The organism is Bacillus sp. FSL K6-3312 (assembly GCF_038007485.1).
Classification (GTDB): Bacteria; Bacillota; Bacilli; order Bacillales; family Bacillaceae; genus Bacillus; species Bacillus pumilus.
This window is the reverse complement of sequence record NZ_JBBOXI010000001.1, coordinates 2,754,476-2,771,135: the sequence shown is the minus strand read 5'-3', so window position 1 is coordinate 2,771,135 and position 16,660 is coordinate 2,754,476. Positions and strand designations below refer to the sequence as shown.

14 protein-coding genes and 1 riboswitch are annotated in these 16,660 nt (G+C 42.9%); all 14 genes read left to right on the top strand.

The features are described 5' to 3' along the window. On the top strand, positions 1–534 hold the full coding sequence (locus MHI11_RS14510; protein WP_003216761.1) for a CvpA family protein: 534 nt from the start codon (positions 1–3) through the stop codon (positions 532–534). Between the two features lie 114 nt (positions 535–648). Next, on the top strand, positions 649–2,361 hold the full coding sequence (polX, locus tag MHI11_RS14505; protein ID WP_340961323.1) for a DNA polymerase/3'-5' exonuclease PolX: 1,713 nt from the start codon (positions 649–651) through the stop codon (positions 2,359–2,361). Between the two features lie 21 nt (positions 2,362–2,382). After that, positions 2,383–4,740: an endonuclease MutS2 gene (locus tag MHI11_RS14500; RefSeq protein WP_340962333.1), complete on the top strand. Its 2,358-nt coding sequence runs from the start codon at positions 2,383–2,385 to the stop codon at positions 4,738–4,740. A gap of 14 nt (positions 4,741–4,754) precedes the next feature. Further along, positions 4,755–5,159: a DUF350 domain-containing protein gene (locus MHI11_RS14495; protein ID WP_007501637.1), complete on the top strand. Its 405-nt coding sequence runs from the start codon at positions 4,755–4,757 to the stop codon at positions 5,157–5,159. A 162-nt stretch (positions 5,160–5,321) separates the two neighbouring features. After that, positions 5,322–5,777, top strand: coding sequence for an immunity 63 family protein (locus MHI11_RS14490; RefSeq protein WP_044139947.1), 456 nt, complete (start codon positions 5,322–5,324; stop codon positions 5,775–5,777). A 101-nt stretch (positions 5,778–5,878) separates the two neighbouring features. Continuing rightward, a complete protein-coding gene (locus MHI11_RS14485) occupies positions 5,879–7,600 on the top strand; it encodes an AMP-binding protein (RefSeq protein WP_106066901.1) in 1,722 nt (573 codons plus the stop codon). A 167-nt stretch (positions 7,601–7,767) separates the two neighbouring features. Further along, positions 7,768–8,352: a TetR/AcrR family transcriptional regulator gene (locus MHI11_RS14480; protein ID WP_003216590.1), complete on the top strand. Its 585-nt coding sequence runs from the start codon at positions 7,768–7,770 to the stop codon at positions 8,350–8,352. A 26-nt stretch (positions 8,353–8,378) separates the two neighbouring features. After that, complete coding sequence (locus tag MHI11_RS14475; protein WP_065098561.1) at positions 8,379–9,158, top strand: enoyl-CoA hydratase; 780 nt, start codon at positions 8,379–8,381, stop codon at positions 9,156–9,158. Between the two features lie 31 nt (positions 9,159–9,189). Then, entirely contained in the window at positions 9,190–9,963 is a 774-nt protein-coding gene (locus MHI11_RS14470; RefSeq protein ID WP_065098560.1) for an electron transfer flavoprotein subunit beta/FixA family protein, read from the top strand. Positions 9,964–10,007: 44 nt separating this feature from the next. Next, positions 10,008–10,985, top strand: coding sequence for an electron transfer flavoprotein subunit alpha/FixB family protein (locus tag MHI11_RS14465; protein WP_065098559.1), 978 nt, complete (start codon positions 10,008–10,010; stop codon positions 10,983–10,985). A 75-nt stretch (positions 10,986–11,060) separates the two neighbouring features. Beyond that, complete coding sequence (locus MHI11_RS14460; RefSeq protein ID WP_065098558.1) at positions 11,061–12,539, top strand: alpha-N-arabinofuranosidase; 1,479 nt, start codon at positions 11,061–11,063, stop codon at positions 12,537–12,539. 245 nt (positions 12,540–12,784) lie between these two features. Next, positions 12,785–13,099 (top strand): thioredoxin, encoded by a 315-nt coding sequence (gene trxA, locus MHI11_RS14455; RefSeq protein ID WP_106065715.1) that lies wholly within the window; start codon positions 12,785–12,787, stop codon positions 13,097–13,099. A gap of 139 nt (positions 13,100–13,238) precedes the next feature. Beyond that, entirely contained in the window at positions 13,239–15,011 is a 1,773-nt protein-coding gene (gene uvrC / locus MHI11_RS14450; RefSeq protein WP_044139952.1) for an excinuclease ABC subunit UvrC, read from the top strand. Between the two features lie 63 nt (positions 15,012–15,074). After that, a riboswitch (Lysine riboswitch) is annotated at positions 15,075–15,252 on the top strand. Between the two features lie 141 nt (positions 15,253–15,393). Beyond that, positions 15,394–16,623: an aspartate kinase gene (locus tag MHI11_RS14445; protein ID WP_044139953.1), complete on the top strand. Its 1,230-nt coding sequence runs from the start codon at positions 15,394–15,396 to the stop codon at positions 16,621–16,623. Positions 16,624–16,660 lie beyond the last annotated feature (37 nt).

Below are 16,660 nucleotides of genomic sequence, written 5' to 3'. Positions count from 1 at the left end.
GTGATCGATATCATCATTTTGTTTTTGCTTCTTATGGGAACGCTTGTCGGTCTAAAACGCGGGTTTATTCTTCAATTTATTAAATTGATCAGCTTTGTTGTTTCTATCTTAGTGGCTTCCATGTTTTATCAGTCACTTGCACCACAGCTTACGTGGATTCCAGCACCTAATTTTAGCGGCGGTCAAGCGCAGCTCGCTTTCTTTAGTGGGAATTTAGAAACAGCTTATTATAATACCATTGCGTTTATCATTCTGTTTATCTTGACCAAAATCCTGCTCGCCATCATTGGCGGATTGCTCACAACCATTGCAAGTATACCTGTGATTAAGCAGGTCAACAAACTGCTTGGCGGTGTTTTAGGATTTCTTGAAACCTATCTATTTGTATTTATTCTCTTGTTTGTCGCTGCATTACTTCCAGTCGATGCACTGCAAACAATGTTGAGTAAATCCATATTAGCAGATGCGATCGTAAGCAACACCCCTTATCTGTCCGGTCTTGTCAAAGACTTATGGACGACGTATGGAGTTTAAAAACTTCTCCTTTCTTGGAGAAGTTTTTTCTCATTCCATGACAGAAAGTTGTAGGATGAAGGAAAAGTTTGTATATTTATAAAGGAAGATGCCAAAGCGGCTGGAGGATGAGAGATGAATAAAAAAGATATTATCAAACTTCTTGAAACAATTGCAGTATATATGGAGCTAAAAGGAGATAATCCTTTTAAGATTTCTGCCTTTCGTAAAGCAGCAGCGGCACTGGAGCAAGATGACCGCAGCCTTTCTCAAATAGATGATCTATTAGCATTACCTGGCATTGGAAAAGGAACCTTTGCTGTGATCACTGAGTATATCGAAAAAGGACAATCAGAAACACTCGAACAATTAAAAACGGAAGTGCCCGAAGGACTTGTCCCGCTTTTGAAATTACCAGGACTCGGCGGGAAGAAGATCGCTAAGCTTTACCAAGAGCTTGGCGTCCATGATGCACAATCTCTAAAAGAAGCATGCGAAGCGGAAAAGGTACAAGCGCTTGCTGGCTTCGGCAAAAAAACAGAAGAAAAGATTCTCGCAGCTCTTGAGGAAGCAGGAAAGCAGCCGGAACGACTGCCAATTGGCTTTGCATTAGATGTGGCAGAGCGGATTGATTATGCCCTTGAAGAGATGAAAGGTATCATCCGTTTTTCAAGAGCCGGCAGTTTAAGACGTGCTCGCGAAACCGTCAAAGATTTAGATTATATCATTGCAACAGACAATCCTGAGCAAGTTAGAGAGCAGCTCGTTGCACTTGATGATGTCAAAGATGTTATCGCAAGCGGTGATACGAAGGTATCTGTTGTGCTTGCCCTTGATTTTGAGATCAGTGTCGACTTCCGGCTTGTGACAGTAGACCAATTCGCAACTACGCTGCACCATTTCACTGGCTCAAAAGATCACAATATTCGAATGCGTCAGCTTGCGAAGGAACGCGGAGAGCGCATTAGCGAATATGGTGTGGAAACAATTGAAACTGGAGAAGTAAAAACGTTTGAAGACGAAAGCGCTTTTTATGCACATTTTCAACTTCCGCTCATTCCGCCAGAAATTCGTGACACCGGAGCGGAGATTGATACGTATAAAGAAAGTATGCAGTTTGTAGAACTGAAAGATATTAAAGGCGACCTTCATATGCACTCGACATGGAGTGACGGAGCATTCTCTATTCGTGAGATGGCGGAAGCATGTATCGCCAAAGGCTATGAATACATGGCGATTACAGACCACTCGCAATATTTAAAAGTAGCAAACGGTTTAACAAAAGAACGTTTGCGTCTGCAAGCAAAAGAAATTGATAAGATTAATCAGGAATTCGAGCATTTTCACATTTTCAAAGGGGTCGAAATGGATATCCTGCCGGATGGATCGTTAGATTATGATGATAACTTTTTAAAAGACATGGATTTTGTCATTGCGTCTATCCATTCTAGCTTCTCTCAGCCGGAAGAAGTCATTATGGAACGCCTTGAAAATGCCTTGCGTAATCAGCATGTCGATTTAATTGCACATCCAACAGGCCGTTTGATCGGCAGACGGGATGGCTATGCCTTAAATATAGATCAGCTCATAGAGCTTGCGAAGAAAACAGGCACTGCACTTGAGCTCAACAGTAATCCGTCAAGACTTGATTTGAAAACAGAGCATTTAATGAAAGCAAATGAAGCGGGTGTGAACATCATGATCAATACAGATGCGCACAACATCGCCATGCTGGAACATATGGAAGTCGGTGTAACAGCTGCAAGAAAGGGCTGGACACCAAAAGTAAATGTCGTGAATACTTTTACTCTAAACGAGATCAAAAAGTTTTTAACGCGTGACAGGTAGTCGTTAGGAGGCTGGACCATGCTGCAACAAAAAGTGTTAGCATCATTAGAATTTCATAAAGTAAAAGAAAAAGTGATGTCCTATACCGCATCCACATTAGGAAAAGAAAGAGCGCAGGATTTAACACCTCTGACGGATATAGAAACCATTCAGCATTTGCTGGAAGAGGTAGCAGAAGCGCAAGATGTGATCCGCTTAAAGGGATCAGCGCCATTTGGCGGGTTAACAGATATTAGACGCGCAGTGAAACGGGCAGAAATCGGCAGTACATTAAGCCCTTCTGAGCTGATGGAAATCGCAGGGCTATTATATGCGGTGAAAAATATGAAGCACTTTCTCACGTCCATGTATGAAGATGGAGTAGACATACCGCGCCTTCATACATATGCTGAGACGCTCATATTACTGCCTGAAATCAGAAAAGAAATCGAAAGCTGTATTGGTGATAATGGAGAAGTGCTTGATCATGCAACCCCTACACTTCGTTCACTGCGCATTCAATTACGCTCACTAGAATCAAAGGTTCGTGATAAATTAGAAGCGATGATTCGTTCACAATCGGCTTCGAAAATGCTGTCAGACACAATTGTCACCATTCGTAATGACCGGTTTGTTATTCCGGTGAAACAAGAGTACCGCTCGAATTACGGCGGAATTGTTCATGACCAGTCTTCATCAGGGGCGACCCTTTTTATTGAGCCGCAAGTGGTCGTGGATGTAAATAACACCTTGCAGCAAACCCGTTTAAAAGAGAAGCAAGAGGTTGAAAAGATCCTGCAAATGCTGACAGAGAGCGTGTCAGAGCACATTGGGGAACTGCTTCACAATGTAAAGGAGCTGCAGACGCTAGATTTTATTTTTGCTAAAGCTAAATATGCAAAGGCAGAAAAAGCCACAAAACCTGCTGTGAATGATCAAGGAGAAATCTATTTAAAACGAGCAAGACATCCTCTATTGCCTCGGGATCAAGTTGTCGCAAATGATATTGAGCTCGGCAAGGATTTTTCAACGATCGTGATCACTGGACCAAATACAGGGGGAAAGACCGTTACTTTAAAAACGCTGGGTCTTCTGACGTTGATGACACAGGCGGGTCTCCATATTCCAGTTGAAGAAGGCTCTGAAGTGGCTGTGTTCGACCAAGTCTTTGCCGATATTGGAGACGAACAGTCCATTGAACAAAGCTTGAGTACGTTCTCATCTCACATGGTCAATATTGTAGATATCTTAAAGCATTTGACTTCTAACTCTCTCGTGTTATTTGATGAATTAGGGGCAGGAACAGACCCAGCTGAAGGTGCGGCTCTTGCGATGAGCATATTAGATGAAGTGCATCAAACGAATGCACGTGTCATCGCAACGACTCATTATCCCGAGCTGAAGGCATATGGGTATAACCGGGAAGGCGTCACGAATGCAAGCGTGGAGTTTGATATTGAAACCTTATCACCAACGTACCGCCTGCTCATCGGTGTGCCTGGACGAAGTAACGCATTTGAAATTTCAAAGCGTCTTGGTTTGCCAGATCACCTCATAGACCGGGCAAAAGCGGATATGCATGCAGAGCATAATGAAGTAGACCAAATGATTGCTTCATTAGAAGATAGCAAGAAACAAGCAGAAGAAGAACTGCATGAGACAGAATTCTATAGAAAAGAAGCAGAAAAGCTTCATAAAGAATTGCAAAGACAAATTCTTGAATGGAATGAGCAAAAGGAAAAACTGCTTGAAGAAGCTGAACAGAAAGCGAAAAAGAAAATTGAACAAGCATCAAAAGAAGCAGAAGATATCATTCAAGAGCTCCGTTCGATAAAAAGTGAACACCGTTCATTCAAAGAGCATGAACTCATTGATGCGCGAAAGCGTCTTGAAGAAGCCGTTCCTGAGTTTGACAGAAAGAAGAAGCCAGAGCCAGCGAAAAAAGCAGTAAGACAGCTGAAGTCAGGCGACGAAGTCAAAGTGCTCACCTTCGGGCAAAAAGGAACGCTGCTTGAACAAACAGGCGACAAAGAATGGAGTGTCCAAATGGGCATTCTGAAAATGAAGGTAAAAGAAAAAGACATGGAATTTATCAAATCAGCACCTGAATTTAAGCAAGAAAAAGCCATCACGGCAGTTAAAGGGAAAGACTATCATGTCTCGCTTGAGCTTGATTTAAGAGGCGAGCGCTATGAAAATGCCTTAAGCAGGGTCGAAAAATATTTAGATGATGCTGTATTAGCTGGTTATCCGCGCGTGTCTATTATTCACGGAAAAGGAACTGGCGCCCTTAGAAAAGGGGTTCAGGAATTACTGAAACAGCATCGAAGTGTGAAAAATGCTCGTTTTGGCGAACAAGGTGAGGGAGGATCAGGCGTCACCATCGTCGAATTAAAGTAAAAAGGAGAAAACGCATGAAAGCCTTTTGGGAAAATGAACTTGTGGAAATTGCCGCCTATTATAGCGTGGCCGTCCTGTGTCTCGTCTTATTTCTAACCATTTTTGAACTCGTCACCTCCTATAAGAACTGGGAAGAGATCCAGCGGGGGAACTTAGCCGTTGCCATGGCAACGGGCGGGAAAATCTTTGGGATTGCGAATGTGTTTCAGCATTCAATCGCTCAGCACAATTCCCTTCTTCAAATGGTTGGATGGGGCGTATACGGCTTTGTGATGCTGCTTGTCAGCTATTTCATTTTTGAATTTTTAACACCTCGTTTTAAAGTAGACAAAGAGATTGAAAATGATAATAGAGCGGTCGGGTTTATTTCACTCATCATTTCAGTTGGGCTGTCTTACGTAGTAGCAGCCGGCATTTAAGGAGACGACATGGAAAAGCTAGCAAAAGTATTAATCGTAGTTGCCTGCACTTTTGCGGTCATTGGTGCCGTTTATCTGTTCCTGTGAAATGAAGAAAACAACGTTAGAAAGCTGTCAGGGAACCCCTTGGCAGCTTTTATCTCATCAAAGGCGGCGAATGACATGAAGCACATTCTGCAAAAAGATGAATTGATCAAGCGCATTGATACTTGTCTTCAAATGACATCCCTTCCAAGAGACATATACAAACCGTATATTGCACGTCCATTTCAAACGTCAGGATTTTTTGATGATTTGAGTCCCTATATTCAAATCGATTCGAGTGGTTATATCCTCATACAATATGAACGAGGAATTCAAATGCTGCATAAAAGAACAAAAGTGGCGGATGAAGTCATTTACTGGATTTTAGAAGACACCATTTTTCTCACGGTTTACATCGACATGATGAGGAAGTATCAAGTCGACAACATCCAGACGCATTTACCGAATGATCCAAGTATCCATCAACAGATCGTGGATAGAGTCAACGAGTCATTTCGTACAATTGGCGGTTTATATGAACAGTGGCATCATGAAGGAAAAAGAGCTTCTATCGAAACACCGGCGAACAAGTAAACATGTGCAATTGAACCAAGCCCTATTAGAAAAAAGCAAACTGCCCTAAGGAAAAGTTTGCTATAATATAATAGTACGAAAGTTCAGGAAGGAGGGTTTTTATGCAGTCAGATAAACGTTGGCTTCTGCATTACCCGAATCAAATTCCCCACGAACTCACCATCCCAAATGAAACATTACAATCTTACTTATTCAGCTCCGCAGAGGCTGCACCTGAGCATACAGCCATTCATTTTCTAGGAAAGAACATCACCTATGAACAGCTGCAAGAAGACGTATTGAAACTAGCCAGTCATCTGATGAAAATTGGCGTGAAAAAAGGTGACAGAGTAGCGATCATGCTGCCGAACTGTCCTCAATCGGTCATTTCTTATTATGCTGTTTTAATAGCAGGCGGCATCGTTGTTCAAACAAACCCGCTTTATACGGAGAAGGAACTGGAATATCAAATGGAAGACAGCGGCGCCAAAGTGCTGATCACGCTAGATTTGTTGTATCCAAAGGCTTATAAAATGAAAGCGCTGACAAGAATGGAGCACTTAATCGTCACTAAACTACAAGATTATTTACCATTCCCGAAAAACATACTGTTTCCTATTGTGCAAAGAAGAAAAAATAAAATGGTCATCCAAGTGGAGAAAAATGACACCATTCATCACTTCGCGCAGATTATGAAAAAATCGGAAGGTGAACAGCAGATACCCGCACTTGCCTTTGATCCGAAAGAGGATATCGCTGTTTTGCAATATACAGGCGGAACGACCGGGTTACCAAAAGGGGTCATGCTCACACATGAGAATATTTTAGCGAATACTGAAATGTGCGCTTCCTGGATGTATAAAACGACCAGGGGGAAAGAACGCATCCTCGGCATCATTCCGTTTTTTCATGTCTACGGAATGACGACCGTTTTAAATCTTGCTGTCAAAGAAGGACATCAAATGATTCTTCTTCCACGCTTTGATGTCGCTGATACCCTCAAAACCATTGAAAAACAGAAGCCGACGCTATTTCCAGGCGCACCAACAATGTATATCGCCTTGCTGCATCATCCGAACATTGAAAAGTATGACCTGTCGTCCATCTCTGCATGTCTAAGCGGCTCAGCGGCACTTCCTGTTGAAGTCAAACAAAGCTTTGAAAAATTAACAGGAGGACGCTTAGTGGAGGGGTACGGACTTTCAGAAACCTCACCCGTCACTCATTCTAACTTTTTATGGGGAGCGAACAAAACAGGCAGCATTGGCTGTCCGTGGCCTAATACAGATGCAGGTATTTATTGCGAAGAAACCGGAGGCCTCAAAGAACCATATGAGCATGGGGAAATCATTGTTAAAGGCCCCCAGATCATGAAAGGATACTGGAATCAGCCAGAGGAGACAGAGGCTGTATTACGAGATGGCTGGTTTTTCACCGGAGATATAGGGTATATGGATGAGGACGGTTTTTTCTATATCGTCGACCGGAAAAAAGATGTCATCATTGCGAGCGGCTATAATATTTATCCAAGAGAAGTCGAAGAAGCCCTTTATGAGCATGAGCTTGTACAAGAAGTCGTCGTCGCCGGTATTCCAGATCCGTACAGAGGAGAAACAGTGAAAGCATTTGTTGTGCCGAAAAAGGGTGCCTACTTAACAGAGGACGAACTTGATCGCTTTGTCAGGACGAGAATTGCCTCATTTAAAGTACCGCGCGTGTATGAATTTAAAGAATCACTGCCTAAAACAGCCGTTGGGAAGATTTTGCGCAGAGTATTAATTGAAGAAGAAAAAAGAAAGCACGCTTCTTCATCTGAAACGCCTGCCGATCAATCGAAAACATAACGGCCTGCATCATCCGGTCCATCGGCCGGATGATTTGAATGTTGACTGTCTGCTCTGGTATGTTAAAGGTGGAAAAGAAAGAGAAGATCACTTGACAAATCCCCCGTTTCTTTTTAACATAAAGTTATGAATGAATACTCATTCAATCCAGAAAGGGACGAAGCACATTGAAGCAGAAAAGACCGAAGTACATGCAAATTATTGATGCAGCAGTTGTGGTGATTGCAGAGAACGGCTATCACCAATCACAAGTTTCAAAGATTGCGAAACAAGCAGGGGTAGCAGACGGAACCATTTATCTTTATTTCAAAAATAAAGAGGATATTTTGATCTCATTGTTCAAAGAAAAAATGGGACAATTCATCGAACGGATGGAAACAGATATTCAAAAGAAGCCGTCGGCGAAAGAAAAGCTTTTACTGCTCATTGAGGAGCATTTTCGTATGCTTGCGCAAAATCATCATTTGGCTCTTGTGACACAGCTTGAACTTAGGCAGTCAAACCTTGAGCTGCGGCAAAAAATCAATGAGGTGCTGAAAGGGTATTTAAATATGCTCGAGTCGATTTTAGCAGAAGGAAAGAAAACAGGAGAGTTCAGACAAAATCTAGATGTCCGTTTAGCGAGACAAATGGTATTTGGGACGATTGATGAAACCGCTACAACATGGGTCATGAATGATCAAAAATATGATCTTCCTGCACTCGCAGAAAACGTACGTGATCTACTCTTAAACGGAATACATCAATCTTAAAGACATTTTGAAAAAGGATGATTGACATGGAAAAGATACTCACCTTACATCATGAAGGACAGATAGCACTTATCACGATTCAGCATCCACCAGCAAACGCCTTATCTTCTCAGCTGCTCACCGAGCTTAATGAGATGTTTGACCAGCTCGAACAAAATGAAGAAGTAAGAGCCATTGTGATCCACGGAGAAGGTAGATTTTTCTCAGCAGGTGCTGATATTAAGGAATTTACGACGTTACAGGAAGAGTCTGACTATTCAAGCCTTGCAGACAGAGGGCAGCAGGTCTTTGAACGGATTGAACAATGTCCAAAACCGGTCATTGCTTCAATTCATGGAGCTGCATTAGGCGGGGGCCTTGAGCTTGCCATGTCTTGTGATATCCGAATCGCAACAAAAGATGCGAAGCTTGGATTGCCGGAACTAAACCTCGGCATCATTCCGGGATTCGGCGGTACGCAGCGCCTGCCGCGCTATGTTGGTTCTGCTAAAGCGCTGGAAATGATGGGTACAGCTGAACCGATTACAGGTGAAGAAGCATTCGCCTGCGGACTCGTTTCAAAGCTGGCAGAAACAGAGGAAAAGGCGCTCGAAGCAGCCAAAACACTTGCGTCAAAATTTGCAACGAAAAGTCCAAAGTCACTCGAGTATGTGCTGGATTTATTGAATGCGACAAAATTGTATTCATATGATGGCGGTATGAAGCTAGAAGCCAAAAAGTTCGGTGAGATTTTCCAATCGAATGACGCCAAAGAAGGTATACAAGCCTTTATCGAAAAGCGCAAACCGAATTTTAAAGGGGAATAAAGGATTCAAACGAAACAAGGGGGAGAAATGGATGAATATATTTGTTTTGATGAAGCGTACGTTTGACACGGAAGAGAAGATTTCCATTCAGTCTGGTGCAATTCAAGAAGATGGAGCAGAGTTCATTATTAATCCTTATGACGAGTACGCCATAGAAGAAGCCATCCAGCTTCGCGACGAGCACGGGGGAGAAGTGACCGTTGTGACAGTTGGCAGTGAGGATGCGGAAAAGCAGCTGCGAACAGCGCTTGCTATGGGCTGCGATCAAGCTGTTTTATTAAATGTGGAAGACGACTTAGAAGAGTGGGATCAATATTCAGCTTCTACAATTCTTTACCATTATTTAAAAGACAAAGAGGCTTCCTTGATTTTAGCAGGGAATGTGGCAATTGACGGGGGCTCTGGACAGGTTGCCCCGCGTCTTGCTGAATTACTTGGGTTTTCATATGTCACAACAATTACAAGTATTCAAATTGACGGCGGCTCTGCTTCGATTGAACGAGATGCAGAAGGTGATGTGGAAGTCATTTCTGCTGAGCTCCCGCTTGTTGTCACTGCGCAGCAAGGTCTCAATGAGCCTCGCTATCCATCATTACCTGGCATTATGAAGGCAAAGAAAAAGCCTTTAGAAGAATTGGAACTGGATGATTTAGATCTGGATGAAGACGATGTGCCATATAAAATCAAAACAATTGAACGTTTCTTACCGGAGAAAAAAGAGGGTGGCAAGGTGCTGAGCGGTGAGCTTCAGGATCAAGTCAAAGAACTGACGGATTTATTAAGAAATGAAGCAAAGATCATCTAAACATCCACTTTACGATATCACGAGAACAAGGGGGAACTTGAAAGATGAGTAAAAAAGTTGTTGTACTTGGAGAAAGTCGTGACGGTAAATTAAGAAATGTGACATTTGAAGCCATTGCTGCCGCTCATCAAGTGGCAGATGGCGGTGAAGTCATTGGCGTGTTAATAGGGGATAACGTCAAAGACCTAGCGAATGAACTGCTTTACTATGGAGCGGATCATGTCATGATTGTGGAGCATCCGCACCTTTCATATTATACGTCAGATGGTTTCGCGCAAGCACTTCAAGCCATATTAGATCAGGTCAACCCAGATGCCGTCCTCTTTGGCCATACGTCTATCGGAAAAGACTTGTCGCCGAAAATAGCTGCACGCTTGCAGACTGGTCTCATTTCAGATGCGATTGATGTAAGCGTTACCGGAGAACATCTTGTTTTCACAAGACCGATTTACTCTGGAAAAGCCTTCGAAAAAGTGATTTCAACAGATCGTCTGCTTTTGGCGACTATACGCCCGAACAACGTGGCACCTCTTGAGCGGGATGCCTCACGAAGCGGAGACATTACACCCGTTTCTGTCGATATTCAGAACCTGCGAACGATCGTGAAGGAAGTCATTAAAAAAACGTCAGAAGGTGTAGATTTATCTGAAGCAAAGGTCATCGTCGCCGGGGGACGCGGGGTCAAGAGCAAGGAAGGGTTTGAACCGCTGAATGAACTCGCTGAGACGCTGGGCGCAGCAGTAGGTGCCTCGCGTGGTGCCTGTGATGCAGACTACTGTGATTATGCCCTGCAAATTGGGCAAACAGGCAAGGTCGTCACACCTGATCTCTATATTGCGTGCGGGATATCAGGGGCGATTCAGCATTTAGCTGGAATGTCTAACAGTAAAGTCATTGTGGCGATTAACAAAGACCCAGAAGCTGAGATCTTCAAAATTGCCGATTACGGAATCGTCGGTGACTTGTTTGAAGTGGTACCGCTTTTGAATGAAGAGTTAAAAAAGATGAATATCCACTCGTAACGCTCATACACTCAGAATGCCTAGGTATTCTGGGTTTTTTTGTATGTAATCAATACACAAAGGAGCGGTTGACAAGTGAAGGGGACAGTAAAAGTGAATGACGTGATCGGACGTATTTCTAAACACATCTATGGACATTTTCAAGAGCATTTAGGAAGAGGGATTTATGACGGGATTTGGGTCGGAAAAGATTCAGAGATTGAGCATATTGAGGGGATTCGTACGGATGTGTTAAAAGCCCTTCAAGCATTACATATTCCGGTGCTTAGGTGGCCGGGCGGCTGCTTCGCAGACGAGTATCATTGGGCAAATGGTGTGGGAGATCTCAGCGAACGAAAGCCGATGGTGAACACTCATTGGGGTGGTACGGTTGAATCCAATGCATTTGGTACGCATGAATTTATGAAATTGTGTGAGCTGCTTGAATGTGAGCCTTATATTTGCGGAAATGTGGGAAGTGGGACTGTTCAAGAATTAGCAGACTGGATCGAGTACATCACTTTTCCAAAGGGAACACCTATGTCTGATTGGCGCATTCAAAATGGAAAACAAGAACCTTGGGATCTGACCTATGTTGGTGTAGGAAACGAAAGCTGGGGCTGCGGCGGGAATATGACGCCTGAATACTATGCCGATTTATATAAACGATATCAAACGTATGTGAGAGAGTTTGCAGGTCAGACGATATACAAAATTGCGTGCGGCGCCAATTCAAATGATGTGAATTGGACAAAAGTATTAATGGAGCGGGCCGCTCCTTGGATGGATGGACTCAGTTTGCATTACTACACTGTACCTGGTACGTGGGAGAAGAAAGGATCAGCGACTGAATTTGATGAAGATGAATGGTTTATCACGTTGAAAAAAGCCTATGAGATGGAACGGCTTGTCGTGGATCATGGAGAGATCATGGATCGTTATGATCCAGACAAGCGAATTGGGATGATTATTGATGAATGGGGAACATGGTATGACCCAGAACCAGGGACGAATCCAGGATTTTTGTATCAGCAAAACACACTAAGAGACGCACTTGTTTGTGCCCTTCATTTTCATATCTTTCATCGTCATTGCCAGCGGATTCATATGGCGAATATTGCCCAGACGGTCAATGTTCTGCAAGCAATGGTGTTAACGGAAGACGAAAAGATGCTTCTGACGCCTACGTATCATGTGTTTCACATGTTTCAAGTGCATCAAGAGGAGGAAGCACTTGAAGTGGAATTCGTGTCAACGCCTTATGAACGCAGTGGTGAAAAAATACCTCAGGTTAGTGTGTCAGCTTCGCGTTCGTCAGATAAGATGCATATTAGCTTCTGTCACCTGAATCCACATGAACAAAACGAAGTATCCCTTGCCATTGAAGGTTTGGATGCAGAAACGAAAGTCACAGGCCGCGTGCTGACAGCAGACCGCATGAATGCGCACAACACATTTGATGATCCTCATGCTGTCCAGCCAGCAGAGTTTCAGCAATTTGCTGTAAAACCCGGTGAGTTGACCATAGAGCTGCCGCCAATGTCTGTGGTGATGATTACGATTGATCTCGCTTGATCGCATATTTAAATGTTTGATGAGCAGGATGTTGGGGCATCATACATTGTAAACGAAGCGGAAAGGGAGTTATTTATATGCTTAGAACGATTCTCATGATTATCGGTGCAATTGTTGTCATTGGTGCGATTGTACGGTTTGTTTTTTAATTCATTTCATAAAAAAAGATTCGTAAGCATTTCATTCGCAAGTCACATTGGTAGATGCTATACTAAAAATCATAATTTACATTGGAGGAATGAATAATGGCAATCGTAAAAGCTACTGACTCAACATTTTCACAAGAAACTGCAGAAGGTGTTGTTCTTGCTGACTTTTGGGCACCATGGTGCGGACCTTGTAAAATGATTGCTCCAGTTCTTGAAGAACTTGATCAAGAAATGGGCGATAAAATGAAAATTGTAAAAGTTGATGTAGACGATAACCAAGAAACTGCTGGTAAATACGGCGTGATGAGTATTCCAACACTTCTTGTTTTAAAAGACGGTGAAGTCGTAGAAACGTCTGTTGGTTTCAAACCAAAAGAAGCACTTGCTGAGCTTGTTAACAAACATCTATAAACCTGTCTATGCCCTAGCGGCATACTCACTGAAGCGGTTCTCGTAAAGACGAGAGCCGCTTTTCTTTCAACATGGTATAAAACAAATGTTCGTGATACACTAGAAGGAGTGAAAGAGGAAAACAAGGACGGATGAAAATATGAACAAAATGATCAAAGAAAAGCTATCGGTCTTGCCAGATCAACCAGGCTGCTATTTAATGAAAGATCGACAAAATACAGTCATTTATGTGGGGAAGGCAAAGGTCTTAAAAAATAGAGTACGCTCTTATTTCACTGGATCTCATGATGCCAAAACGCAGCGGCTTGTCAGTGAAATTGAGGACTTTGAATACATTGTCACCTCTTCTAATATCGAGGCACTCATTTTAGAGCTAAATTTAATCAAAAAATACGACCCAAAATACAATGTCATGCTCAAGGATGACAAAACGTATCCTTTTATTAAAATTACGAATGAACGGCATCCTAAGCTGATCGTCACCCGTCATGTGAAAAAGGACAAAGGGAAATATTTCGGACCATACCCGAACGTACAGGCAGCACGTGAAACGAAAAAGCTGCTCGACCGTTTATATCCTCTCAGAAAATGTGCCACCCTCCCTGATCGCGTCTGTTTATATTATCATCTTGGACAATGTCTCGCGCCATGTGTGTATGACATTTCTGAAGAAACGAATAAGCAGCTCGTGGACGAAATCATAAGGTTTCTAAACGGAGGACATCAGCAAATCAAAAAAGAACTCACCGAAAAAATGCAGGAAGCCGCCGAACAATTAGAGTTTGAACGGGCAAAAGAACTGAGAGACCAAATCGCTTACATTGACTCTACGATGGAAAAGCAGAAAATGACGATGAGCGATTTATCAGATCGAGATGTTTTTGCATATGCCTATGACAAGGGCTGGATGTGTGTCCAGGTCTTCTTCATCAGGCAAGGGAAATTGATTGAACGTGATGTCAGCCTGTTTCCTATGTATCAAGACCCTGAGGAAGAGTTTCTCACGTTTATGGGACAATTTTATGCAAAGAACAACCACTTTCTGCCGAAGGAAATTTTGGTGCCAGATAGCGTAGATCAAGAGATGATTGAACAACTGCTTGAGACGAACGTTCATCAGCCGAAAAAAGGAAAGAAAAAGGATTTGCTTTTACTTGCCCATCAAAATGCCAAAATTGCCTTAAAAGAAAAATTTTCGCTCATTGAGCGTGATGAAGAGCGGTCCATTGGTGCGGTGAAGCAGCTTGGAGATGCGCTAAATATTTATATGCCTTACCGGATTGAGGCATTTGATAACTCGAATATTCAAGGTGCAGACCCGGTTTCTGCCATGGTTGTCTTTCAGGATGGGAAGCCGTATAAAAAGGAATACCGAAAATACAAAATTAAAACCGTCACAGGTCCAGATGATTATGCATCGATGCGTGAAGTCATTAGAAGGCGATATACCCGCGTGTTAAAGGATGAGCTCCCGCTACCAGATTTGATTTTAATTGACGGAGGAAAGGGACAGATCAATGCAGCGATAGATGTGCTTGAAAATGAATTGAATCTGTCTGTCCCAGTAGCAGGTCTAGTCAAAGATGAAAAGCACCGGACGTCGAATCTGATGATGGGCGATACACTGGAAATTGTTGCACTAGAGCGGAATAGCCAGGCCTTCTATTTATTGCAGCGTATTCAAGATGAAGTGCACCGGTTCGCGATTAGCTTTCACCGGCAGCTGCGCGGAAAAAATGCATTTCAATCTATTTTAGACGATGTGCCAGGTATCGGAGAAAAGCGTAAAAAACAACTTCTTAAACATTTTGGCTCTGTGAAAAAGATGAAAGAAGCCTCTATCCAAGACTTTCAGGAGGCTGGCATCCCGAAACAAACGGCCGAGCTTTTAATGGAAGCGTTAAAAAAATAGATTGTACTTTTTCCAAAAGTCTGTTAAGATTGTGACTAAATTTAATAAATGAACGTGTTGTTTGTTGAAGATAGAGGTGCGAACTTCAAGAGTAAGCCTTCAGAGATCGATGGGGTCTAGGAAGAGGGCTGAAAGGGGAGCGTCGCCGAAGTGAATAAAATCCACTCATTTTATTCGCTGGCTGTACATTGAAGAAATGTAGGGCTGTCAAGAATTTATTTCTTGGAGGGCTATCTCATTGTTTGCATCGTTTGATGATGATTATAAAGCAATGGGAGATCTGTTCTCTCATTGCTTTTTTTATTTGCAGTGAGCAGGCAGTCTCCAAAGCCGCTTCTTGCCTCTTCTCTCACACGTGATCTTTTGAAAAAGGGTGGTAGACATGGGACTAATTGTACAAAAATTTGGCGGAACGTCTGTTGGATCGACAGAAAAAATTCGCAATGCTGCAGAAAGGGTCATCGCTGAACGCGAGGCCGGACATGATGTGGTTGTGGTTGTGTCGGCAATGGGTAAATCAACGGATGTTCTAGTAGACCTAGCGGAAGAACTCACAGATCATCCGAGCAAAAGAGAAATGGATATGCTGCTTGCAACTGGAGAGCAAGTGACCATTTCCTTATTAACGATGGCGCTGCAAGCAAAAGGCTATGATGCCATTTCCTTTACAGGCTGGCAGGCTGGTATGAAAACAGAGCAAGTACATGGTAACGCAAGAATCGTCGATATTGATGAATCAAGAATAAAAGAGGAATTAAGTGCTGGGAAAGTGGTTGTTGTGGCAGGCTTCCAAGGAATTGCAGATAATATGCATATCACAACACTTGGACGTGGTGGATCAGATACTACAGCTGTGGCACTTGCTGCTGCACTAAAAGCGGATAAATGTGATATTTACACAGATGTATCAGGTGTGTTTACGACAGATCCGCGTTATGTACCGGCCGCGCGGAAACTTGCAGGTATTTCATACGATGAGATGCTCGAACTGGCTAATTTAGGAGCTGGCGTCTTGCATCCAAGAGCTGTCGAATTTGCGAAAAATTATCAAGTCCCACTAGAAGTCCGTTCTAGTATTGAAAATGAATCGGGTACGTTAATTGAGGAGGAATCATCCATGGAACAAAATTTAGTCGTCAGAGGCATTGCATTTGAGGATCAGATTACACGCGTGACGGTGTGCGGTCTTTCAAGCGGTCTCACCACATTGTCGACCATCTTTACGACACTTGCGAAGCAAAATATCAATGTCGATATCATCATTCAGTCCGTCACAAGCACCAATCAGACGTCGATCTCTTTCTCTGTGAAAACGGATGATTTGTCTAAAACAGTTGAAGTGTTAGAAGAATATAAAGGAGCACTTGGCTACGAACAGATCGAGACAGAAAGCAAATTAGCCAAAGTATCCATCGTTGGATCTGGTATGGTCTCAAATCCAGGTGTAGCCGCTGAAATGTTCGCTGTGTTAGCGGAAAAAGATATACAAGTGAAAATGGTCAGTACGTCTGAAATCAAAGTCTCAACAGTGGTTGGCCGGGACGATATGGTCAAAGCAGTTGAAGCACTGCATGATGCGTTTGATTTATCAAAGGTAGCTGCGCATTCTTAAAGAGGCAGGGAGGTGTATCTCATGAAAGAGTGCACCT